Raw genomic sequence first — 21,543 nt, 5'->3', positions numbered from 1 at the left:
CGGCGGACCGGAGGAACCCGGCCGGATCCCCGGGCTGATCGCTCGGGGCCGGACCCCGCTCGATCCCTCCGCACGGGGCCGGTCGGAGCCCGGCCTCCCGGAGCCCGCCCTCAGAGGCGGACGACCAGCTTCACCGCCGACACACCCTCGTGCAGCCGGTCGAGGGCGGGCTGCAGCGCGGCGAGCCCCTCACCCACCACCTCGGGCGCCGGGGCGCAGACGTGACGGCCCTCGGCGAGCGCCGCCGGCAGGTGGTCGCGCCACAGCATCGGCCCCACCTCGTTCGTCATCAGCGAGCCGCCCCAGACGAAGCGGGCGCGGATGCCGCGGCGACGGGCCGCGATCTGCAGCGCCGCGGTGCCGCCGACCAGGCGCAGCATCGTCCGCACGAAGGCGGCGCTGACACCGCGCCGACGCGGGAGCGAGCCGAACGAGACGGAGGGGCTGGCCAGGGCGACCCGTCGCGCTCCGGTGCCCGCGGCCACCGCCACCGACGGAGCACCGGAACCCGTCCCGATCGCGAGCACCCCCGCGACCTCATGGCCCGCGAGCGCCGCCACCAGGTCGGCGACGACGGAGGGGCTGCGGTAGTCGAGCACGATCTCGGCGCCCAGCTCGCGCATCCGCTCGTGGTTGCGGGGGGACGCGGTCGTCGCCACGCGGTGCCCGGAGGCGACGGCGAGCTGGATCGCGTTGCTCCCCACGCTCGTCGTCCCGCCCCAGACCACGACTGTCCTGCCCGTCGGCCGGACCGGCACGCTCGGGTGCGGCAGGGCGAGGTGGTCCCGCTGGAACAGCGCCGTCGCCGCCGTCGAGACCGCGAGCGGCAGCACCGCCGCCTCCTCGAAGCCCAGCCGGTCGGGGATCGGCGCCGCCAGGTCCTCGCGCACGACCGTGTACTCCTGGAAGGCGCCCTCGTCGCGGTTCCGCTGCCCGCGCTCCATCCCGACCGCGTACGCGACGACCCGGTCGCCGACGGCGAAGCGCGTCACTCCAGTGCCGACCGCCTCGACCACTCCCGCCACGTCCTCCCCGAGCACCGCCGGGTACGGCACCCACCGGAACATCAGATCGCCCGTCCACTGCTTCATCTCGTCGACCGGATTCACGGCCAGGGCGCGGTTGCGCAAGAGGACCTCCCCCGGACCGGGGACGGGCATCGGAGCGGGGCGGACGACGAGGTCGGCCCGCGGGGCGGTCAGCAGGGCGGCGGCGTTCTCGGGCACGGGCGGCTCCAGTCGGAAGTGATGGCAGGACGTGTCGTCACACTACTCCCGATGACACGTCGTGTCGTCAGCTATCCTGGGCGGATGTCACGCTGGGCCCCCGATGCCGCCCTCCGCCTCGAGCAGGCGGCGATGGAGCTCTTCGCCGAGCACGGCTACGCGGGCACCACCGTCCCCGCGATCGCGGAGCGCGCCGGGCTCACCACCCGCACCTTCTTCCGCCACTTCGCCGACAAGCGCGACGTCCTCTTCCTCCGCGAGCGCGAGTTCCCCGAGATCGTCGGCCGCCTGCTCGCCGGCGCCAGCGCCGGCCTCGCGCCGATGGACCTCGTGATGCACGGCCTCGAGGCGGCCGCCTCGGGCGACCTCCAGACCTGGCGCGCTCCGATCGCCGCCCGCCGTGCCGTCGTGCGCTCCGAGTCGCAGCTGCGCGAGCGCGAGCTCCTGAAGTCGGCCGCCCTCGCCGAGAGCATGCGCGCCGCCCTCGTCGACGCCGGAGTCGCGCCGGAGGACGCGGCCCTCGCCGCCCTCGCGGCCTCCGCCCTCTTCGACCTCGCCCTGGAGCGCTGGCTCGCCGCACCCGAGGGGTCCCTCCTGGTCGACGTCCTCCGCGCCGAGCGCGCACGCCTCGGCGCGCTGCTCGCGCGCTGACCCCGCATGACGCTGTCGAGGCGTCGCGAACGGTCGTCCTCCGCGGCGGGAGGCGGCCGTTCGCGACGCTTCGGACCGGCGGGCGGGGGACGATCCGCTCAGAGCGCCCAGGGGAACGCGGGGGCGTTCGAGCGGGCGCCCTGCGCGGCCTTCGAGCGGCCGGGCTCGCCGAGCTCGGCGAGCAGCGCCTCCGACTCGCCGACGAGGACCGCGAGCGCGCCGGGCGTGAACCAGTCGGGGCGCAGGGCGAACAGGAGGTCCTCGGTCGCCGTGTTGCCGCTGGCGCCCGGTGCGAAGGGGCAGCCGCCGAGGCCGCCGAGCGCGCCGTCGACCACCGAGGCCCCGGCCTGCACGGCGGCGATCGCGTTCGCGACGCCCGAGCCCCAGGTGTCGTGCCCGTGGAACACGATCTCGCGGGGCGGGGTCTCCGCGGCCACGCGCGAGACGAGCGACGCCACCTGGCCGGCGTGCGCCTGCCCGAGCGTGTCGCAGACGACCACGTCGGCCGCTCCCTCCGCTCGCGTGTCGCGCGCGATCGCGAGCACGCGCTCCGGGTCGACCGGGCCCTCGAACGGGCAGGTGAAGGAGGTGGCGATGCACAGCTGGATCCGCCCGCCGACGCTCTCGGCGAGCGCGACCGCCTCCGGCATCGCGGCCATGCTCGCCTCGGTCGGCCTGCCGACGTTGGCGAGGTTGTGCGAGTCGGACGCCGAGAAGCAGTACTGGAAGCGGCGCGCCCCCGCGGCGGCCGCACGCTCGACGTGGCGCGGAGTCGCGACCCACACCCAGCACCGCTCCAGCTCCTCGGGAGTGAGCGCGGCGATCACGTCGAGGGTGTCGGCCATCGGAGGGACGAGGTCGCCGCGCGCGAGCGAGCCGATCTCGAGCTCGGGCACTCCCGCGGCGAGCAGCGTGCGCGCGAGGTCGACCTTGCGCTCGGTCGTCAGGAGCTTGCCGGTGAGCTGCAGGCCGTCGCGGAGGGTGACGTCGCGCAGGCGCGCGGAGGCGAGCGCGGTCACCGGCCGGCCTCCTCGGCAGCGGCGGCGGAGGGAGCAGCAGCAGCCCCGCCGGCGGAGGGAGCAGCGGGACCGGTCCGCCGGAGCATCCCCAGCACCTCCTCGGTGTCCTGGCCCAGGTCGGGCGCGAGCGAGCGGATGGGGAGGGAGCGGCCGCCGAGCACCGGCACGATCCCCGGGAAGCCCACGCCGCACAGGGTGCCGCCGGCGTCCTCGACGTCGAAGGCCTGGATCATGTCGCGCGCCGCGTACTGCTCGCTCGCGCTGATGTCGGCGGCCGTGTAGATCGGGCCGGAGGGGACGCCCTCGTCGTCGAGGACCGCGAGCGCCTCGGCGGCGGTGCGGCCCGCCGTCCACGCGCCGATCGCCGCGTCCAGCTCGTCGCGCCGGGCCCAGCGCTGCTCGTTCGAGGCGAGCGCCGGGTCCCCGCCCAGGTCGGCGCGGCCGATCACCGCCATCAGCCGCTGGAAGATCGCGTCCGCGTTCCCCGCGATCACGATGCTCGCCCCGTCGGCGCAGGTGTAGGCGTTGGTCGGGGCGATGCCCTCCATCCGCCCGCCGACGCGCTCCCGGACGATGCCGTGCGCCTGGTAGTCGGGGATCAGCGACTCCGTCATCGAGAACATCGCCTCGTGCAGCGCGACGTCGACGACCCGCTCCGCCAGCGGTGCCGGATCCAGCCCCGCGGAGCGGCGGGTCTCGCGCTGGAACAGCGCCATCATCACTCCGTAGCCCGCGTACAGCCCGGCGATCGAGTCGCCGATCGAGACGCCGACGCGCACGGGCGGCCGGTCCGGGTCGCCGACCAGCTCGCGGAACCCGCCCATCGCCTCCGCGACCGCCGCGAACCCGGGCCGGGCCGACAGCGGGCCGGTCTGCCCGAACGCGGAGATGCGGCCGATCACGATGCCGGGCCGGGCCTCGTCGAGCACGGCCGGCCCGATCCCCCAGCGCTCGAGCGTGCCGGGCCGGAAGTTCTCGAGCACCACGTCGCACTCGGCGACCAGGCGGCGGACGGCGTCCCGCCCCTCGTCCGTGCGCAGGTCGAGCGCGATCGAGCGCTTGTTGCGGTTGATCGTGTGGAAGAGGAGCGAGGTCTCGGACCCCTCGTGCAGCCGCCAGCGGCGCAGCTCGTCCCCCGTGCCGGGCCGCTCCACCTTGATCACCTCGGCGCCGAAGTCGGCGAGCAGCCGGCCCGCGGTGGGCGCCGCGATGAAGTTGCCGAGCTCGAGGACGCGGACGCCCGCGAGCGGGAGGGGTGCGGTCATGGCACGGCCTTTCGCTCCCGTCGAGGCTAGCGCGGAGGACGGCGCCACCCCCTGCCCTCACGCGGACGCCCGACCTACACTTGCCGGACATCATGCGCAGACACACCCTCACTCCGCGACCGGACTGGCGAGCCCGCTGCGACGAGATCGGCTTCAGCTTCTACGACCTCCCCTCCGAGGGCGGCCGCCCCTACTGGAACGAGTCCGCGGCGTACTCCTTCGAGCCCGCCGAGATCGACCTGCTCGAGCGCACGACCTCGGAGCTCTTCGACCTCTGCATGGAGGCGTGCGAGCTCGTGGTGCGGAAGGGCCGCTTCGCCGAGTTCGGCATCCCGCCCCGCTTCCACGACCTGGTGCGCACCTCGTGGGACGAGGACGACCCCACGGTCTACGGCCGCTTCGACCTCGCCTACGACGGCGCGGGCGCGGTGAAGCTGCTCGAGTTCAACGCCGACACCCCGACCTCGCTGGTCGAGACGGCCGCGGCCCAGTGGCAGTGGCTCGTCGAGACGAAGGGGCCCGACGCCGACCAGTTCAACAGCCTGCACGAGCAGCTCGTCGAGCAGTGGCGCCACCTCCGCCTCGAGCGCTGGAGCCTCGACGAGGGCGCCCGCCTGCACCTCGCGTCGCTGCACGACTCCGGAGACGGCGAGCTGATCGTCGAGGACGCCGACACCGTCGCCTACATGGCCGAGACCGCGGCGCAGGCCGGCTTCGACCCCAAGCTGATCTTCGTCGAGGACATCCGCTACGAGCTCGACGGCGCCGGCTTCCTCGACGGCGACGGTGAGCCGATCCGCCACGTCTTCAAGCTGTACCCGTGGGAGTGGATGCTCGGCGAGCAGTTCGGCGGCCTCCTCCTCGACCGGCGCGAGCGCACCCGCTGGGTCGAGCCGGCGTGGAAGCTCCTGCTCAGCAACAAGCAGCTGCTGGTGGTGCTGTGGGAGATGTTCCGCGGCCACCCGAACCTGCTGCCCGCCTCCGTGCATCCGCTGCCCGGCACCGCGCAGGTGCGCAAGCCGCGCCTGGGCCGGGAGGGCGCGAACGTGACGGTCCTCGACGCCGACGGCTCGGTCGTCGCCGAGAACGGCGGGAGCTACGGCGCCGAGGGCTTCATCCACCAGGAGCGCGCCGAACTGGCCCGGGTCGACGGGAAGACCGTCGTCATCGGCAGCTGGATCGTCGGCGAGACCCCGGCCGGCATCGACGTGCGCGAGACGAGCGGCCTGATCACCGGCGACCTGGCGGAGTTCGTGCCCCACTACATCGAGGGCGGACGGAGCGACGGGGCCGCGACGGACGCGGACGCCGCGTCGGCCGCCTCCCGCCCCGGGCACGCCTCCACCCCCGCCTACGGCGCTCCCGCGCCCGGCACCCCCGCGCCCGAGTACGGCGCCCCCGAGCACGACCGGCCGCAGGACACCCGCGCGGCCCGCCCGCAGGACGAGGAGACCCGATGACGGACGACGACCGCACCCCCGGCGATTCCGGGACGCCGAGCTCCGGGAACGACTGGGGCAGCCGCGAGCCCGAGGCGGGCTCCGGCACGCCGAGCGGCGGCTCGAGCGGCGGCACCGGCCGCGGCGACGGCTCCACCCGCACCGCTCCCCACCGCTCCCGGAGCGTCGGCATCAGCGGCATCGCGAAGAACCGCCGCGGCCTGCTCATCGGCGGCGCGGTCGCGGTCGGCGCGGTCGGCCTCGCCGTGGCTCTCGCGAACGGCGGCCCCTCGACCGACGGCGTCGTCGCCACGGGAGCCGACGGCCAGGACTACGTCATCCCCGAGAACGCCGAGCGCCCCGTCTACGCGAGCCGTGAGGACTGCCTCGCCGACGTGCGGGAGCAGATCGCCCAGCTCCAGGCGCAGGGCGAGGAGGTCGGCGACGACCCCGAGCAGCTGTGCGAGGCCACCGACGAGTACCGCGGGCACTACGCCGGCGGCTTCTGGCTCGGCCCGCTGATCTTCGCGTCCTCGCGCTGGAACTCGACGCGGGCGACCAGCTGGGCGCCCGTCGCGTCCGGCGGCTTCGCGGCCCGCGGAGCGACCCAGCCCGACGTCGTGCAGCGCGCGCCGGCCGGCTCGACCGTCGGCTCGAAGGCGACCCTCTCCGGCGGCTTCGGCTCCTCCGGCAAGTCCGGCTTCGGCTCCACCGTCGGCGGCTGACCGCAGCGCACCTCCGCCCTCGCGCCCGGGACGCGGGGCGAGACATCCGCCTGCCGCCGAGACACCGCTCGCACGCCGGCCGTCTCGACGATCACGGGGACGGCTCGCCGCCGCTCCCTCTCTCAGGAGGAGGGCGTCGCGCTCGGGAAGAAGTGCCGCTCGACGGGATCGCCGTCGGCGTGCGTCAGCGCCGCCGCGCGGATCTCGCGGTCGCGGCCGGTCAGCCGCTGGGTCTCCTGCCGCCGGAACTCGCCCCACGAGGGCACCATGAACGTCTCCAGCTGCACGTCGGCCTCCTCCCCGCTCCGGTAGAGCGCCCAGCGCGAGGCGCCGGTCCGGCGGCGGGAGCTCTCCAGCAGCCGCATGGCCGATCGGAAGTCCGCGAGGGAGTCGGGGCGGACCGTCCACGAGATCTGCACCATCACCGGCCCGTCCGTCGGCTCCGGCTCGAACACCAGCGTGGGCGTGGGCCACGACATCGAGATGCTGCGGTCGACGGTTCCCGTCCCCGGCAGCAGGGGCAGCACCCGCACGCTGGCCGCCACGAGGAGGAGCAGAGCGGCCGCCGCGGCGTACGCGGGCGCGGTGCCGAGCACCTGCGCGGCCAGGCCCCAGCCGATCGAGCCGACCGCCATGGTCCCCATGAAGACCAGGATGTAGATCGAGGCTCCGCGGGACCGCACCCACTGCGGCAGCGTGAGCTGCAGCGCCGCGTTCAGCACGGTGAGGGTGCCGATCCAGGCCAGCCCCGCGAGGACCAGCAGCAGCAGTGCCGGAACGAGGGGCAGGAAGGCCGCCGCGAGCGTCCCCGCCGCGAACAGCACGGCGCTCGCCCCGATGACGACGTCGTCCGAGAGCTTCCGGCGGGCGAGCGGCAGGGCGAACACGCCGAGCACGGCACCGGCCCCGAGGGCCCCGAGGAGGAAGCCGTAGCCGCTGGAGTCGAGCTGGAGGCGCTTCGCGGTGAGCGGCAGCAGCGCCCAGAGCGCACTGGCGGGCAGGGCGAAGAGCGCGGAGCGGAGGAGGATCCGGCGGACGAGGTGCGCGGAGGCGACGTACCGGATCCCTCCCTTCAGCGCGGCGCCGAACTGCTCGCGGTCGTCGAGGCCGGTCTGCGCGGGCCGCTTCCACCAGAGCAGGGCGAGCACGGCGCCGATGAAGCTCAGGGCGTTGATGCCGAAGACCACCGGAGCGCCGAACGCCGAGAGGACCACTCCCGCCAGGGCCGGCCCGACCGCGCGGGCGCCGTTCACCGTCACGCCTCCGAGTGCCGACGACGCCGCGATCAGGTTCCGGGGCACGAGCTCCGGCTGGATCGCCTGCCAGGCGGGCGAGGTCAGGGTGGAGGTGATGCCGAGGAGGAAGGTGAAGGCCAGGATCGTCCACGGCGTCAGCGCGCCGACCGCCGCCACGACCGTCAGAGCGGCCGCCAGCAGCGCGCTGGCCGACGACCCCCAGATGAGCAGCCGCCGCCGGTCGAGCGAGTCGGCCAGCACGCCCGCGGGGAGGGCGACGAGGATCGAGGGCGCCAGGCTCGCCGTCTGCACGAGCGCGACGACCGCCGCGCCCGCGGCCGCCTCGACCAGGTACCACTGGGCTCCGACGGTCTGCATCCAGGTGCCGATGTTGCTGCCCAGCTGGGCGAACCACAGCACGCGGAAGGCGGTGATCGCCATGGGCGCCCAGGCCGACGGCTGCGCCGGCGCGGACGTCTGCGCCGGGGCGGCGGGAGCGGGAGCCGGAGCGACGTCCTCAGTCACGGGGCACGGCCTGCCGCACCGAGAAGAGGTTGCCGAACGGGTCCAGCAGCTGGCACAGCCGCTCCCCCGTGAACACCGTCTTCGGACCGCGGTGGGCGACGGCGCCGTTCGCCGTCCAGTCGGCGACGACGGCGTCGACGTCGGGGACCGTCCAGTACGGGCTCGTGCCGTCGGGTCCGGGCCGGTTCAGCTCGTCCCGCTCGTGCAGCGTCAGGCGGGTGCCGTCCAGGTCGTAGGCCACGAGCGCCCCGCCGCGGACGACGGGCTCGCGCCCGAGCCGCGCCGAGTACCAGGCGATCGCGGCGTCGAGGTCGTCGACGAAGTAGAAGACGTTTCCGACTCCGGCGAACTCCGTCGTCGTCATGCTCGGGCCGGCGGGAGGGCGTCGCGGAGGAAGGCGAGCGAGGGGCCGATGGCCGCCTCCGTGTACCCCTCGGCGTGACGGGTGCCCGGGATCAGCTGCAGCGTGCTGGCGACTCCGACCGCGGAGAGCGCCGCCTGCATGGCCTGCGCGTCGCTCACGGGGACGAACTCGCCGAGCGAGTTGGCCAGGAACACCGGCCCGCCGTCCGGGGAGGCGTGGCGCGTCGTGGAGGCGGCGGTGAGCAGCCCGCGGTCGCCCCCGACCTCGTTGAGGATCGTCCAGCGCAGGAAGGCGTCGTTCCGGCCGGTCTGGTTGATGTCGGCGCTCTTCATGGCGTCGAGGTCCTGCGTCGTCGGCGTGGCCGGGAGGTCGTCGGTCGCCTCGACGATGCCGAGGAGGTCGAACATCCCCGACCAGCTGACGGCGGGCCGACCGGTGGCGATCGCGGCCTCCACGACCAGGTTCCCGCCCGCCGATCCGCCGAAGAACGCCAGTCTGCTCCGGTCGAACGCCCACTCGGACGCGACCGCCCACCGCTCCGCGGCGAGCACGTCGTCCCTGCTGGCCGGGAAGACCGAGTCCGGAGCCTCGCGGTAGTCCGCCGCGAACACGAGGTAGCCGGCGTCGACCAGCATCGTCGCGAGCGCCCGCTCCTTGCTCTTGTCCCCCCGGAACCACCCGCCGCCGTGGATCAGCACGACGGCCGGCCGAGCGGCGTCCTCGGCCGGGGACACCGACCTGCTGTACACGTCCAGCACCTGCGGCGACGACCCCCCTTCGACGTACGGAACCCCGATGCTCACTGACGGCTCGTCCGACACGGTGACCCCCTCCGGTCCAGATTCTCGACTGCAGTCAGACCGTAGGAGCCGGGGGCGGCGCGAGCCAGGCCCTGCCGGGGTCACCCAGGAGGGCGCCCGCAGGCCCGCCTCCCGCGGCTGGGCGGATCGCGACTAGCCTCGGAGGGTGTTCCTGACCGAGCCGTACGGCTTCCGCGACCGCTCCGCCCTCGACGAGCGCCGGGCCCTGCTCGAGGACGAGCCCTCGGTGCAGCCCCTCCGGGCGTTCCGCGAGGAGCTCCTCGCCCGGCGCACCCGCAGGCATCCGGGTGCCGTGGTGCCCGACTTCGACCCGGCCGAGGCCGGCGTCGAGGCGCGCGCGCTCATCGTGCTGGAGGCCCCGGGACCGATGTCGACCGGCCCCGACGGCTCCGGCTTCGTCTCGGTCGACAACGACGACGCGACGGCCGCTTCGACCTGGACCCTCCGCGACGAGGTCGGACTGCACGCCCGCACCCTGGTCTGGAACATCGTGCCGTGGCAGCTCGACGGCGTCCCCGATGCGGACGAGGTGCGGCAGGGCGCGATGGAGCTGCGCCGGCTCCTGCCGCTGCTCCCCGACCTGCGGGTCGTCGTCAACGCCGGGACCGCGCCGACCAGCGGCTGGAAGAAGAACATCGAGCCGTACCTGGTCGACGGCCCGACGGTCATCGACTCGTGGAGCCCCGGCCAGCGGGCGATGAGCCAGCCCCGCAAGCGCGACGAGCTGAAGCGCGCCTTCGAGCGCGCGACGCACCTGGTCGGCTGAGCCCCCGGGGCTCCGAGGCGTCACGAACGGTCGTCATCGGAGCCGGGAGGCAGCCCTTCGCGACGCCTCGACCGCCGGCGGACGGTCCGCTCAGGCTGAGCGGGCGTCCCGCAGCGCGTCGGCCGACTGCTGCGCGGCGCGGCGGACGTCGCGGTCCGGGTCGCGGAGCATGCCCGTCAGGACGGCCTCGACGCTCGCCGCGAACTCGCCCTTCGCGTCGCGACCGGAGGAGATCCCCGCCAGAGCGGCCGCCACGAGAGCGCGCGCTCCTGCCGCGCGGACCCGGGGGTGCTCGTCGGTGGTCAGGCGGGACAGCTTCTTCTGCCCGCCCAGCACGCGCTCGGCGCAGACGCGGGCGCACATCTCGCGGACGCGCCAGGAGGGGTTCGCGAGTCCGGCGGTCACCGCGTCGGCGGCGTCGTCGTCCCAGACGTAGAGGAGCGCGCGGGCACCCCAGAGCTCGGGCCAGTAGAGGGAGGGCGCTCCCTTGAGGATCCCGTCGGCGTGCTCGCCGCCCACGGTGAGGAGGAAGGACTCGCCCTCGTACCCGCCAGTGAGCAGGGCCGCGGATCGCAGAGCGACGTTGCGCTCCCCCTCGCGGGCGACCTGCGCGCGCAGGCGCTCCTCGAGCGGATCGGTGAGGGTGACGGTCGGTTCGTTGTCGCGTGCCATGAGGCTCCCGAGAGTACTCGCCCGCCCCGCGCCTTCGAAGACCCGCAGCGTTCGGCGCCGCGGCGGTCGGCCCTCTCCGTCCTGCGGCGATGGTCCGATCAGCACTCGTGCCACCGGCTGGTCGGGTGGCGCCGCAGGGACCACGGCTGAGGGACGCCTGGTAGATTCGATCCGATCGACCCCCTCCCAAGCCTCTCCGCGATGCTCACATGGGAGGGGCCTTTTTCTTCGGCACCGAGGTACTGCGATGGCACGGAAACCGAGCCTGTCGTGGAAGCAGCAGGTCCAGCTCCTCCGTGACCGCGGGCTCGGCATCGCCGACGGGGAGGCCTGCACGAGCTACCTGGCCGCGCAGAACTACTACCGCTTCTCCGGGTACGCCCGCTACTTCCAGCGGGCTCCGCACGACGGGGACGACTCGTTCGCGGACGGAGTCTCGTTCGAGGACGTCCGAGCGGTCTGCGACGCAGATGAAGCGCTGCGGCAGAGCCTGCGTGCTCGACTGGCCCGTGCCGAGATCCTTCTCCGCAGCCGTACGGCTCATGTCATCGCTCGTGAGCACGGCCCGTACGAGTGCTCTCTCGAGAAGAGCTTCTACTCCGAGTCTCCGAACGCGGAGTCGACAGTCGATTCGTGCCTCCGCGACATCGAGCGCAGCAGGGAACGGCACGTCCTCCGCTTCACGGAGCTCCCCGGCGGCAGGGGCGCCGGAGCCCCCTCGATCATCGAGGACCGCAGTGAGAGCGACGCGACCGGGACGGTCCCGCCCGCCCCGCGCCACGGCGGATCCCGCAGCGGAACGGACGGTGCCCGCCCGCTCAGGAGGCGCCCACCGGGAGGTCGGCCCCGCCTGACTATGCTGGTGCCACCCCCGGCAGCCGAGCCCTCTGAGCCTCGTCCGCGCCGGGGTGGCGCGGCTCACCCGCCCGGGGAGCGGAGGAGGTCCTCTCATGGCCGATCGGCCGAACCTCCGCCATGTCGCGGCGGTCGCGGGCGTCTCGCACATGACCGTGTCGCGCGTGCTCAGCGGGCACCCCAACATCAAGGAGTCGACCCGCCAGAAGGTCCTCGAGGCGGTCGACGAGCTCAACTACAGGCCGAACATCGCCGCCCGCTCCCTCGTCACGCAGCGCACCGACCGCATCGGCGTGATGATCGAGAGCGGCGCCGAGTACGGGCCGTCGAGCACCCTCCGCGCGATCGAGCGCGCCGCCCGCGAGAAGGGGTACTCGATCACCTCCGTCGCGCTGCGGCCGGACCTCGAGATGACCCCCACCGACGCGATCGCCCACCTGATGGGCCTCGGGATCGACGCGCTCTGCGTGATCGCGCCGCGCTCCTCCTCCGTGGCGACCCTCCGCACCGTCGAGATCGGCGTGCCGACGCTCGTGGTGAAGAGCGACAAGGATCCGAGCTTCCTCACCGTCTCGGTCGACCAGCAGGCCGGCATGTTCCAGGCCGTCGACCACCTGGGCAACCTCGGCCACCGCGACGTGCTGCACCTCTCCGGCCCCCTCGACTGGCTCGACGCGCGCGCCCGCGAGCGCGCCTTCCACAGCCGCGCGAAGTCGTGGGGAATGCACGAGCGCCCCATCGTCATCGGCGACTGGACCCCGGACTCCGGGTACGACTTCGCCGCGAGCCTGCAGTCGGTGCCCGACTTCACCGCGATGGTCGTCGCGAACGACGAGATGGCGCTCGGAGTGATCCACGGCCTCGTCGAGCGCGGGATCCGCGTGCCCGAGGACATGAGCATCGTCGGCTTCGACGACCTGCCCACCGCCCGCCACTTCCTCCCGCCGCTGACGACGGTCCGCCAGGACTTCGACAAGCTCGGGACGACGGTCGCCGAGGTGATCCACGCGAGGATCCGCGGCCAGGAGATCCCGCAGCGCACCCGGATCCCCACGGAGCTGGTGATCCGCTCCTCCACGGCCGCTCCCCGATCGTGACCCTCCTGTTCCCGTTCCGCCGCATGCGCTCGCGTATCATCGGCGGCAGCCCCTGGCACGCCGGACCCTGACGGCGCGCCGCACACGAACCGAGGACGGCACGTGGCGATCTCATCGAGGACGACCCGGAGCTCCGCGGCACCCGTCGTCGAGATGACCGGCATCCGCGTCTCCTTCGCCTCCGGACCCGCTCTGAAGGACGGGAACCTGCGGCTGGTGCCGGGCGAGATCCACGGGCTGATGGGCGAGAACGGCGCGGGCAAGTCCACGCTGATCAAGACGCTCACCGGCATCCACCAGCCCGACGCGGGCGAGATCCTCGTCGACGGCGTCGCCCGGCGCTTCAGCGGCCCGGCGGAGGCGAAGGCAGCGGGCATCACGGCCGTGTTCCAGGACGAGCGCCTCACCGACAACCTCAGCATCGGCGAGAACGTGATGCTCGGCCACGAGGTCCGCGGCCGCTTCGGCATCTCCTGGTCGCGCACCCACCACCGCGCGGCCGAGATGCTCGCCGAGCTGGGCCTGGAGGACCTCGACCCTCACCTGCCGCTGCGCTCGCTCTCGCCGGCGATCCGCCAGCTGGTCGCGATCAGCCGCGCGATGGTCGACCGTCCGCGCGTGCTCGTGCTCGACGAGCCCACCTCCAGCCTCGACCTCAGCGACGTGGCCCGCCTCTTCACGGTGCTGCGGAGGCTGCGCGACCAGGGCGTCGCGATCCTGTTCGTCTCGCACTTCCTCGAGCAGGTCCTCACCCTCAGCGACCGGCTGACGGTGCTCCGCGACGGCGGCACCGTCGGCGAGTACCCGGCGCACACCATGGACCGCGCCGAGCTGATCGCGAAGATGATCGGCAAGGACATCGATGCGCTGCGGCAGATCGGCTCCGACCGCCGCGAGCACCGCCGCCAGCCGGTCGGCCCGGCGATCTACCGCGCGCACGGGATCGGCCGCCGCGGCGCCGTGGGCCCGACCGATCTGGAGCTGCACCGCGGCGAGATCGTGGGCTTCGCGGGCCTGCGCGGCTCGGGGCGCACCGAGCTGGCGTCGCTGGTGAGCGGGGTCGAGAAGCCGGACACCGGCGAGGTGCTGATCGACGGCCAGCCCGCGCACATCTCCGACCCGGTGTCGGGCCTGCGCCACCGCATCGCCCACTCGAGCGAGAACCGCCGCGAGGACGGGATCATCGGCGACCTCTCCCTCCGCGAGAACCTCGTGCTGGGCCTGCAGGCTCTGCGCGGCTGGGCGCACCCGCTCTCGGCCGCCGAGACCGACACCCTGGTGCGCACCTACGTCGAGGCGCTGAACATCTCGCCGGCCGACCCGGACATCCCGGTGAAGTACCTCTCCGGAGGCAACCAGCAGAAGGTGGTCCTCGCGCGGTGGCTCGCGACCCGTCCGCGGCTGCTCGTGCTCGACGAGCCGGCGCGCGGGATCGACGTGGCGTCGAAGGTCGAGATCCAGGCGCACATCGCGCAGCTCGCGAAGGAGGGGGTGACCGTCGTCTACATCTCGTCCGAGCTGGAGGAGGTGGTGCGCCTCAGCGACCGCATCGTCGTGTTCAAGGACCGCGAGAAGATCGGCGAGGTCAGCAACGGCCCCTGGCTCACCGTCGACACGATCGTCGAGATGATCGCCGCCGACCGCGACGACGACCTCGACGACGACGACTGACCTCCCCCGCCGGCCGAGCGGCCGCACCGTCCACCGGGTCTCGATGATCCGTCCGGGCTGCTCGACCGCCAGGACCTCGGCGCGCCGGCGGGTCCCGCTCGGACGCCGGGCCTGCGAGGATCCGGGGGTGGACGATCAGCGACCGGACGAGCTCGCGGAGCTGCAGCGGCGCGCCTACGGCCGAGGCTCCGACATCGAGCGGGACCCCGCCGCGCTCGCCCGGCTCTCCGCGCTCGAGGCCCGCGTCCGTCCCGCCCTCGGCACCGCACTGCCGGACGCGGTGGTTCCCGCGGTCTCCGGGGCCGCGGCGCCGGAGGACGCGGCACCTCCCGTGGACGCCTCCGCCGACGAGGCGTCCGACCCCCTCGGCCACGTCCCGCCCCGCCGATCGCGTCGGCGCGGCCTCCTCCTCCTCGCTGCGCTGGCCTCGACGGCCGCCGTCGCCGCGGGGGCCACCCTCCTCAGCACCGCCGGGGACGGGCAGCCCGGCCGCGAGGTCGCCGTGCTGCCGCTGTCGAACGGCACCGACCTCCCCGACTGGGAGGGACTGGGGTTCGACGGGTCGGTCACCACCGAGGACTTCGGCGGGCTCACCGTCGTGCGGCAGAGCCTGCCCGCCGACACGGGGCTCACCGTCGTCCGGCAGCGCCGCTCCTCGAGCGCCGGCTCGTGCCTCTCCATCGTGCGGACCGCCGAGCCGCAGGACGGCCTGTTCTTCCAGGGCTGCACGGCCGGAGCGTTCCCCGCGGTCGCGCAGTTCACCGTGACGTCGGCGGCGCCGGAGGCCCTGCGCGAGCGGTTCCCGATCGGCACGTCCCTGCGGTTCGCCCTCGAGGGCGACGAGATCCGCGTCCGATCCGACGCACCCTGACCACTCAGATCCCCGTCCGTCCGTGCGGATCGCCCACCTTCTTCGACTCGCTCGACCCGCGCTCGCGCAGGAACACGGCGAGCGCCGCCATGCTGCCCACCGCGAGGAACTCCGACTGCCAGTTCTGGAGCGTCCGGTTCCAGAAGTCGGCGGAGGAGACGTAGCCGAGCCAGTCGACGGGCGCCTCCAGGCTCGTCAGCTGCTCCTCGTTGTAGGCCACGACGCCCGTCACCGACTGCGCCGCCCAGGACAGCAGGAACACCGCCCCCATCACCAGCAGCAGCGAGTGCGAGAACAGCGCCTGCCGCAGGCCGCCGGCGGACGCCGAGGGCGGCGAGTCGTCCTCCGCGGACGCCCCCGCCTTCTGCTGCTCGTCGGTCTCGAGGCCCTCCTCGCCCACCCGCTTCGACTCGGGCGAGCCGCGCTGCACGAGCCAGACGGTCGCGCCGATGTAGAGGAAGAACTGGAGGTACTCCGACTGCCAGTTCTCGGCGACGTCGATCGCGAAGTCGGAGGAGGTGACGAAGCGCCAGTAGCCGACCTCCCGCAGCCCCTCCGCGACCTGGGTGTCGTTGTACGCGGCGAGCCCGGCGAACGACTGCCCGAGGAGAGCGAGCAGGAAGATCGCGAGGAAGAACAGCGAGAGTCCGTTCTCGCGCAGGAAGCGGCGCATCCGGCTCACCTCCCGAGGATCCCGACGGCGAAGAACCCGATCAGGCCGAGCACGATCACGGCGTAGTACAGGGCGGAGGCAGTGCGCACGTCAGCTCCCGTCCAGGACGCAGTCGAAGGGCGCGTCCGCCACCGGCGCGCAGCCGGCCGCGCGCACCAGCCAGCCGTCGTCGCCCGGAGTGAGGAACACCGCGGTGCCGCCGGAGCGCACGATCGCCGCCCGGCCGTAGACCTCGGCGTCCCCTGCTCCGTCTTCCGCGATCCCGAGCTCCAGCACGCCGCCGGGGCAGTCGCCCTCCCGGTCCTCCACGGCCTCGCGGGCGGAGCCGGTGAGCAGCGCGCACGCCGCGGCGCCGTCGCCGTCGGCGAGCGCGGAGAGGAAGGCGTCGGCCGCGCGGCGGGCCGCCGTGCCGTCCGCGGAGCATCCGCAGAGCGCGAGCACGAGGGCCGCCGTCGCGGCCGTCGCGGGGACGGAGCGCGATCGAGGGAGCATCATGGCCAGGGAAGCTACTCCCGGGCCCGACCACCGGGCAGAGGGTTGCCATCGGGCCCTGCGGGCCCCGCGACCGGATCGTTACCGAAGCGCACCGCCGTGCTGTTGCGTCACAAGAATTGTTCACGGTAACATTTCGACGTGGCGCTGCTTCGGCCGGCGCCCACTGCACATCCTGCACTCACCGCACCTCGGGCCGCTAGGCCCGCATTCGAGGCCCTTCGGGGTCCACCATCTCGGGCACTCTCTTCGTGCCCGCGATCTCAAGGAGGAGATCTATGTCCAAGACGAGGCGAATCGGCCAGTTCCTGGGTTTCGCAGCAGTCGGCGCACTCGCGTTCGGACTCGCGGGCTGCTCGGGCGGTTCCGGCACCGATTCGGGCTCCGGCTCGAGCGGTGACCTCACCACCATCGGCTTCGTGGCCGTCGGCCCCGAGGGCGCGTGGCGCCAGGCGAACGAGACCAACATCGAGGACACGTTCACCAAGGACGCCGGCTTCGACCTGAAGTACGCACCCGCCACCAACGGAGACCAGAAGTCGCAGATCGACTCCTTCACCTCCTTCGTGGACGAGGGCGTCGACATCATCCTGCTCTCCGCCACGGAGGGCTCCGGCTGGGAGGACTCGCTCGAGCGCGCCCAGGAGGCCGAGATCCCGGTCATCCTGATCGACCGCGGCATCGAGCCGGACAACACCGACCTCTACGTGACCCGCATCGCGCCGGACAACATCGCGGTCAGCACCTCGGTCGCCGACTGGGCCAAGACCACCTTCCCGAGCGGCGCGAAGTACTTCACGCTCGAGGGCCCCGCGGGCGTCTCGGTCGTCAACGAGCGCAACGAGGGCTGGGACGAGGTCATCGGCGCCGACTCGAAGTTCACCAAGATCGGCGCGCAGACCGCGAACTGGTCCACCGAAGAGGCCAAGAGCGTCTTCGAGACCGTCCTGAAGTCGAACAACAACGACGTCCAGCTGGTCTTCGCACAGAACGACGAGATGGGCCTCGGCGCTGTCCAGGCCGTCCAGGAGGCCGGCCTCACCCCCGGCACCGACGTCAAGATCGCCACGATCGACGGCACCAAGAACGCCCTGCAGGCGCTGGCCGACGGCGAGCTGAGCTTCGTCGCCGAGTACAACCCGCTGTTCGGCGAGACCGCCCTCGACGCGGTCGAGAAGACCCTGGCCGGCGAGAAGGTCGAGTCCTCGATCGTCGTCCCGAGCGAGACCTTCGACTCGCCCGAGGCCGCCACCACCGCGCTGCCCGACCGCAAGTTCTAGTCGCTCAGCACCACCGGTCGCCCGGCGTCCTCCTCGACGCGGCACCACTCCCCCGGAGCGACCGGGGCCGGCCCACCCGCCGGCCCCGGTCGCTCCGACCCTTCGGCGCACCTGTTCGGCTGCGCCCCGCTCGAGAACGGAACGACGCGACATGACAGGTTCGCCTCCGATCGTCGAGATGAAGAACATCTCGATCAGCTTCCCCGGCGTGAAAGCCCTCGACGGCGTCGACTTCCGCCTGTTCCCGGGCGAGGTCCACACCCTCATGGGTGAGAACGGCGCCGGCAAGTCCACGCTCATCAAGGCCCTCACCGGCGTCTACCGCATCGACAGCGGAGACATCGTGATCGACGGGGAGACCCGTCGCCTGACCGGCACCGCCGACTCGCAGGCCGCGGGCATCTCCACCGTGTACCAGGAGGTCAACCTGGTCACGAACCTCTCCATCGGAGAGAACGTGATGCTCGGCTACGAGGTCCGCGGACCCTTCGGCATCAACTGGAAGGCCACGCACCAGGCCGCGAAGGTCGCGCTCGAGAAGCTCGGCCTCGGCCACCTCAACACGCGCCAGTCGCTCGCCTCGCTCTCGATCGCGATGCAGCAGCTGGTCGCGATCAGCCGCTCGACGGTGAGCGACTCCAAGGTGCTCATCCTCGACGAGCCGACCTCGAGCCTGGACGCGAACGAGGTCGAGAACCTCTTCGTGGTCATCCGCCGCCTCCGCGCGGAGGGCGTCGCGATCCTCTTCGTCTCGCACTTCCTCGACCAGGTCTACGCGATCAGCGACCGCCTGACGGTGCTGCGCAACGGCACCTTCGTCGGCGAGTACCTGACCCACGAGCTCGACCGCACCTCGCTGATCTCGAAGATGATCGGCAAGGACATCGCGGCGCTGCGCTCCCTCGACTCCGAGCGCGAGAGCCAGGACCACCTCTACCGCGACGCCCCGCTCTACACCGCGAAGGGCATCGGCAAGAAGGGCTCCATCGAGAGCACCGACCTGACGCTGCACCGCGGCGAGGTCGTCGGCTTCGCCGGGCTCCTCGGCTCCGGCCGCACCGAGCTCGCGCGCCTGATCTACGGCGTCGACAAGCCCGACACCGGCGAGATCACGATGCACGGCAAGAAGATCGACGTCCCGACGCCGACCGCCGGCCTCGCCCACAAGATCGCGTTCTCGAGCGAGAACCGCCGCGACGAGGGCATCATCCGCGACCTCTCGGTCCGCGAGAACCTCATCCTCGGCGTGCAGGCCAAGCGCGGCTGGGCCCGCCCCCTCTCCAAGAAGGAGAAGGACGAGATCGTCGGCAAGTACCTCGTCGAGCTCAACGTGCGCCCGGCCGACCCCGACCGCCCGATCAGCAAGCTCTCCGGCGGCAACCAGCAGAAGGTCCTCCTCGGCCGCTGGCTCGCCACCGCCCCCGAGATCCTCATCCTCGACGAGCCGACCCGCGGCATCGACGTCGGAGCGAAGGCCGAGATCCAGGAGAAGGTCGTCGCCCTCGCCGGCGAGGGCGTCGCCGTGGTCTTCATCTCGTCCGAGCTCGACGAGGTCGTCCGCCTCAGCGACCGCATCATCGTCCTGAAGGACCACCGCGTGATCGCGGAGATCCTCAACGGTCCCGCTGTCACTGCGGAGTCGATCGTCACTACCATCGCCGCAGAGGGAGTCGTCGACGAGGACGTCGTCGTCCTCGAGAGCGCCACGCAGGAGGCCGCATCATGAGCAGCGACACCCGACCCGCCCGGGGATCCGTCCTCGGCGGGATCATCCGCCGCCAGTACTTCTGGGGAGTCGTGGCGATCGCCCTGCTCCTCCTCGTCAACGTCGTCAAGGACCCGGGCTACCTGGCCGTCTCGGTCAGCCCCACCACCGGCTACCTCGTCGGCAACGTCATCGACATCGCCCGCGCCGCCGCTCCGATCCTGATGATCGCCGTCGGCATGTGCCTGGTCGTCGCGACCGGGGGCATCGACCTCTCGGTCGGCTCGATCATGGTCGTCGCCGGTGCCGTCTCGATGGAGTTCCTCAACTCCGCGGGAGCGCCCGACTCGCTCGGCGCGGCAGCGGGAGCCTTCGCGGTCGCCCTCCTGGTGGCCGCCGTGCTCGGAGCCGTGAACGGCGTCCTCGTCTCGGTGGTGGGCCTCCAGCCCTTCATCAGCACGCTGGTCGTGATGCTCGCGGGCCGCGGCCTGGCGAAGGTCATCACCGGCGGCCAGAACACCGCCGCCACCAACGAGCCCTTCCGCTGGCTCGCGAACGGGTACGTCTTCGGGCTCCCGGTCGTGTTCCTCCTCGCCATCGCGATCGTCGTGGTCGTCGGAGTCCTGGTGCGCCGCAGCGCGCTCGGCCTGATGATCGAGGCCATCGGCATGGACCCGAAGGCGGCCCGCCTCGCGGGCATCAACCGCCGGGGCCTGCTGATGACCGCCTACATCGGCAGCGGCATCCTCGCCGGAGTCGCGGGCGTGTTCGCCACGGCGAGCGTGATGACGGTCGACGTCTCGCGCACCGGCTACCAGCTCGAGCTCGACGCGATCCTCGCGGTCGTCATCGGCGGCACCTCGCTCGCCGGCGGCAAGTTCAACATCACCGGTGCCGCCGTGGGCGCGATCCTGATCGCCACCCTCGACAAGACCGTCGTGTTCCTCGGAGTCTCGTCCTCCGCGACGCCCGCCTTCAAGGCGATCGTCATCGTCGCGCTCTGCCTCCTGCAGTCCGAGCGCGTCCGCTCCGCCTTCAAGTCCCGTCGCGAGGCGCGCCGCAGCGTCCCGCAGAAAGAGGCGATCCCCGCATGAGTGCCGTGATGACCCGCTCCGCCCCTCCGGCGAGCACCAAGCGCACCTCCGGGGCGCGCGGCTGGCTGAGCCAGCACCTGGACAAGCTGCCCACCCTGGCCGCGCTGATCATCTTCTTCGGGATGATCGTCTACGGCGAGGCCGCCTACGGCCGGATCCTGCAGGCGAGCACGATCTCGAACCTGCTGGTCAACAACGCGCACCTGATCATCCTCGCCGTGGGCCTCACCTTCGTGATCCTCACCGGCGGCATCGACCTCTCGGTCGGCGCGGTGATCGCGTTCAGCAGCGTGAGCGGCGTGCTCCTGATCAACGCCGGCTGGAACCCCTGGCTCGTGATGGTCCTGATGGTCGTGATCGGCGCCGTGTTCGGCGTGATCTCCGGCGTCCTGATCCAGTACTTCAACGTGCAGCCGTTCATCGCGACGCTCGCGATGATGTTCCTGGCCCGCGGTCTCGCCTCCATGCTGAGCACCGTCCCGGAGCGCCTCCCCGAGGACTCGGCCGTGCTGAGCCTGGCCACGCCGATCAAGCTGATCGACGGCCCGAAGGTCAACGACTTCGTCATCAGCCCCGGCGTGATCATCGCGATCCTCGTCGTGGCCGGCGCGTTCTTCGTGCTGCACCGCACCCGCCTGGGCCGCACGGTCTACGCGATGGGCGGCTCCGAGCAGTCGGCGGCCCTGATGGGCCTCCCGGTGGTGCGGACCAAGCTGTTCATCTACATCATCAGCGGCACGCTCGCCGGTCTCGCCGGTGTGGTCTACACCGCCCGTCTCGGCAGCGCGCAGAACATCACCGGCACCGGCTGGGAGCTCGACGCCATCGCGGCGACCGTCATCGGCGGCACGCTGCTCACCGGCGGCGTCGGGTTCGTGCTCGGCTCGGTGGTCGGCGCCCTGGTGCTCGGCCTGATGAACGTCCTGATCACCCGTGACGGCGGCATCCCGCCGGAGGCGACCACGATCATCACCGGAGGCATCCTCCTGGTCTTCGTCCTCCTCCAGCGCGCCGTCATGGCCCGCAGCAAGACCTGACCGGGCTCCCGCCCGATCTCCCCCGGCGCCCCCTCGTCCCTCCGCGGACGAGGGGGCGCC

Annotated in this window: 20 protein-coding genes and 1 pseudogene; 12 read left to right on the top strand and 9 right to left on the bottom strand. The window is 72.7% G+C overall.

Translation table 11 applies throughout. From position 1 onward, the window contains the following. Positions 1 to 110 precede the first annotated feature (110 nt). Positions 111 to 1,226: a zinc-binding alcohol dehydrogenase family protein gene (locus tag C5B95_RS14010; RefSeq protein WP_104349440.1), complete on the bottom strand. Its 1,116-nt coding sequence runs from the start codon at positions 1,224 to 1,226 to the stop codon at positions 111 to 113. A gap of 84 nt (positions 1,227 to 1,310) precedes the next feature. Between C5B95_RS14010 and C5B95_RS14005 the strand changes: the two genes are divergently transcribed. After that, positions 1,311 to 1,877: a TetR/AcrR family transcriptional regulator gene (locus tag C5B95_RS14005; protein WP_181068089.1), complete on the top strand. Its 567-nt coding sequence runs from the start codon at positions 1,311 to 1,313 to the stop codon at positions 1,875 to 1,877. Positions 1,878 to 1,975: 98 nt separating this feature from the next. Here C5B95_RS14005 and C5B95_RS14000 read toward each other — a convergent pair whose 3' ends face one another. After that, positions 1,976 to 2,896 (bottom strand): hydroxymethylglutaryl-CoA lyase, encoded by a 921-nt coding sequence (locus C5B95_RS14000; protein ID WP_181068088.1) that lies wholly within the window; start codon positions 2,894 to 2,896, stop codon positions 1,976 to 1,978. After that, positions 2,893 to 4,161: a CaiB/BaiF CoA-transferase family protein gene (locus tag C5B95_RS13995; RefSeq protein ID WP_104349438.1), complete on the bottom strand. Its 1,269-nt coding sequence runs from the start codon at positions 4,159 to 4,161 to the stop codon at positions 2,893 to 2,895. Before C5B95_RS13995 ends, C5B95_RS14000 begins: the two co-directional genes overlap by 4 nt. Positions 4,162 to 4,253: 92 nt before the next feature. Between C5B95_RS13995 and C5B95_RS13990 the strand changes: the two genes are divergently transcribed. Both C5B95_RS13990 and C5B95_RS13985 read left to right on the top strand, forming a co-directional pair. After that, complete coding sequence (locus C5B95_RS13990) at positions 4,254 to 5,621, top strand: glutathionylspermidine synthase family protein (protein ID WP_104292574.1); 1,368 nt, start codon at positions 4,254 to 4,256, stop codon at positions 5,619 to 5,621. Further along, complete coding sequence (locus C5B95_RS13985) at positions 5,618 to 6,325, top strand: hypothetical protein (protein ID WP_104292575.1); 708 nt, start codon at positions 5,618 to 5,620, stop codon at positions 6,323 to 6,325. Before C5B95_RS13990 ends, C5B95_RS13985 begins: the two co-directional genes overlap by 4 nt. Before the next feature lie 122 nt (positions 6,326 to 6,447). Here the strand turns inward: C5B95_RS13985 and C5B95_RS13980 are convergent, their stop codons facing one another. The 3 genes from C5B95_RS13980 to C5B95_RS13970 are packed head-to-tail and all read right to left on the bottom strand — an operon-like array spanning position 6,448 to position 9,183. Beyond that, complete coding sequence (locus C5B95_RS13980; protein ID WP_244229506.1) at positions 6,448 to 8,085, bottom strand: MFS transporter; 1,638 nt, start codon at positions 8,083 to 8,085, stop codon at positions 6,448 to 6,450. Then, the gene (locus tag C5B95_RS13975) at positions 8,078 to 8,449 is read right to left on the bottom strand and encodes a VOC family protein (protein WP_104250023.1); all 372 of its coding nucleotides are present in this window, start codon (positions 8,447 to 8,449) and stop codon (positions 8,078 to 8,080) included. Before C5B95_RS13975 ends, C5B95_RS13980 begins: the two co-directional genes overlap by 8 nt. Continuing rightward, positions 8,446 to 9,183 carry an alpha/beta hydrolase gene (locus C5B95_RS13970; RefSeq protein ID WP_159940689.1) on the bottom strand — a complete coding sequence of 246 codons (738 nt, stop codon included), beginning with the start codon at positions 9,181 to 9,183 and terminating at the stop codon, positions 8,446 to 8,448. Before C5B95_RS13970 ends, C5B95_RS13975 begins: the two co-directional genes overlap by 4 nt. Before the next feature lie 232 nt (positions 9,184 to 9,415). On the opposite strand from C5B95_RS13970, the gene C5B95_RS13965 reads away from it, so the two are divergent. After that, positions 9,416 to 10,036: a hypothetical protein gene (locus C5B95_RS13965; RefSeq protein ID WP_104261075.1), complete on the top strand. Its 621-nt coding sequence runs from the start codon at positions 9,416 to 9,418 to the stop codon at positions 10,034 to 10,036. A 90-nt stretch (positions 10,037 to 10,126) separates the two neighbouring features. Here C5B95_RS13965 and C5B95_RS13960 read toward each other — a convergent pair whose 3' ends face one another. Then, on the bottom strand, positions 10,127 to 10,708 hold the full coding sequence (locus C5B95_RS13960) for a HEAT repeat domain-containing protein (protein ID WP_244230570.1): 582 nt from the start codon (positions 10,706 to 10,708) through the stop codon (positions 10,127 to 10,129). Between C5B95_RS13960 and C5B95_RS18105 the strand changes: the two are divergent. The 4 genes and pseudogenes from C5B95_RS18105 to C5B95_RS13940 all read left to right on the top strand — a co-directional run. Then, positions 10,707 to 11,357, top strand: a pseudogene (locus C5B95_RS18105) (Abi family protein); the annotation flags it as partial. The gene C5B95_RS13960 and the pseudogene C5B95_RS18105 sit on opposite strands and share 2 nt — an antisense overlap. A gap of 301 nt (positions 11,358 to 11,658) precedes the next feature. Next, a complete protein-coding gene (locus tag C5B95_RS13950) occupies positions 11,659 to 12,660 on the top strand; it encodes a LacI family DNA-binding transcriptional regulator (protein WP_104222399.1) in 1,002 nt (333 codons plus the stop codon). A gap of 153 nt (positions 12,661 to 12,813) precedes the next feature. Further along, a complete protein-coding gene (locus C5B95_RS13945; protein WP_104227030.1) occupies positions 12,814 to 14,331 on the top strand; it encodes a sugar ABC transporter ATP-binding protein in 1,518 nt (505 codons plus the stop codon). Positions 14,332 to 14,458: 127 nt separating this feature from the next. Next, complete coding sequence (locus tag C5B95_RS13940; protein WP_104349437.1) at positions 14,459 to 15,202, top strand: hypothetical protein; 744 nt, start codon at positions 14,459 to 14,461, stop codon at positions 15,200 to 15,202. A gap of 4 nt (positions 15,203 to 15,206) precedes the next feature. Here the strand turns inward: C5B95_RS13940 and C5B95_RS13935 are convergent, their stop codons facing one another. Further along, positions 15,207 to 15,875 (bottom strand): DUF6766 family protein, encoded by a 669-nt coding sequence (locus C5B95_RS13935; protein ID WP_104227010.1) that lies wholly within the window; start codon positions 15,873 to 15,875, stop codon positions 15,207 to 15,209. 90 nt (positions 15,876 to 15,965) lie between these two features. Beyond that, positions 15,966 to 16,370, bottom strand: a complete 405-nt coding sequence (locus C5B95_RS13930; RefSeq protein WP_104349436.1) for a hypothetical protein — start codon at positions 16,368 to 16,370, stop codon at positions 15,966 to 15,968. Between the two features lie 275 nt (positions 16,371 to 16,645). Between C5B95_RS13930 and C5B95_RS13925 the strand changes: the two genes are divergently transcribed. The 4 genes from C5B95_RS13925 (at position 16,646) to C5B95_RS13910 (ending at position 21,483) form a co-directional block, all read left to right on the top strand. Further along, positions 16,646 to 17,647 carry an ABC transporter substrate-binding protein gene (locus tag C5B95_RS13925; protein WP_104349435.1) on the top strand — a complete coding sequence of 334 codons (1,002 nt, stop codon included), beginning with the start codon at positions 16,646 to 16,648 and terminating at the stop codon, positions 17,645 to 17,647. A gap of 151 nt (positions 17,648 to 17,798) precedes the next feature. Further along, positions 17,799 to 19,373 (top strand): sugar ABC transporter ATP-binding protein, encoded by a 1,575-nt coding sequence (locus tag C5B95_RS13920; RefSeq protein ID WP_104222393.1) that lies wholly within the window; start codon positions 17,799 to 17,801, stop codon positions 19,371 to 19,373. Continuing rightward, positions 19,370 to 20,446 carry an ABC transporter permease gene (locus tag C5B95_RS13915; protein ID WP_104238658.1) on the top strand — a complete coding sequence of 359 codons (1,077 nt, stop codon included), beginning with the start codon at positions 19,370 to 19,372 and terminating at the stop codon, positions 20,444 to 20,446. Before C5B95_RS13920 ends, C5B95_RS13915 begins: the two co-directional genes overlap by 4 nt. Continuing rightward, complete coding sequence (locus C5B95_RS13910) at positions 20,443 to 21,483, top strand: sugar ABC transporter permease (protein ID WP_104349434.1); 1,041 nt, start codon at positions 20,443 to 20,445, stop codon at positions 21,481 to 21,483. Before C5B95_RS13915 ends, C5B95_RS13910 begins: the two co-directional genes overlap by 4 nt. The last annotated feature ends 60 nt before the right edge of the window (positions 21,484 to 21,543 follow it).

The sequence above is a fragment of the Rathayibacter sp. AY1A7 genome (assembly GCF_002930845.1).
In the GTDB taxonomy this organism is placed as follows: domain Bacteria; phylum Actinomycetota; class Actinomycetes; order Actinomycetales; family Microbacteriaceae; genus Rathayibacter.
Note: the sequence above shows the minus strand (reverse complement) of the source record. Positions and strands in the feature narration are given on the sequence as shown.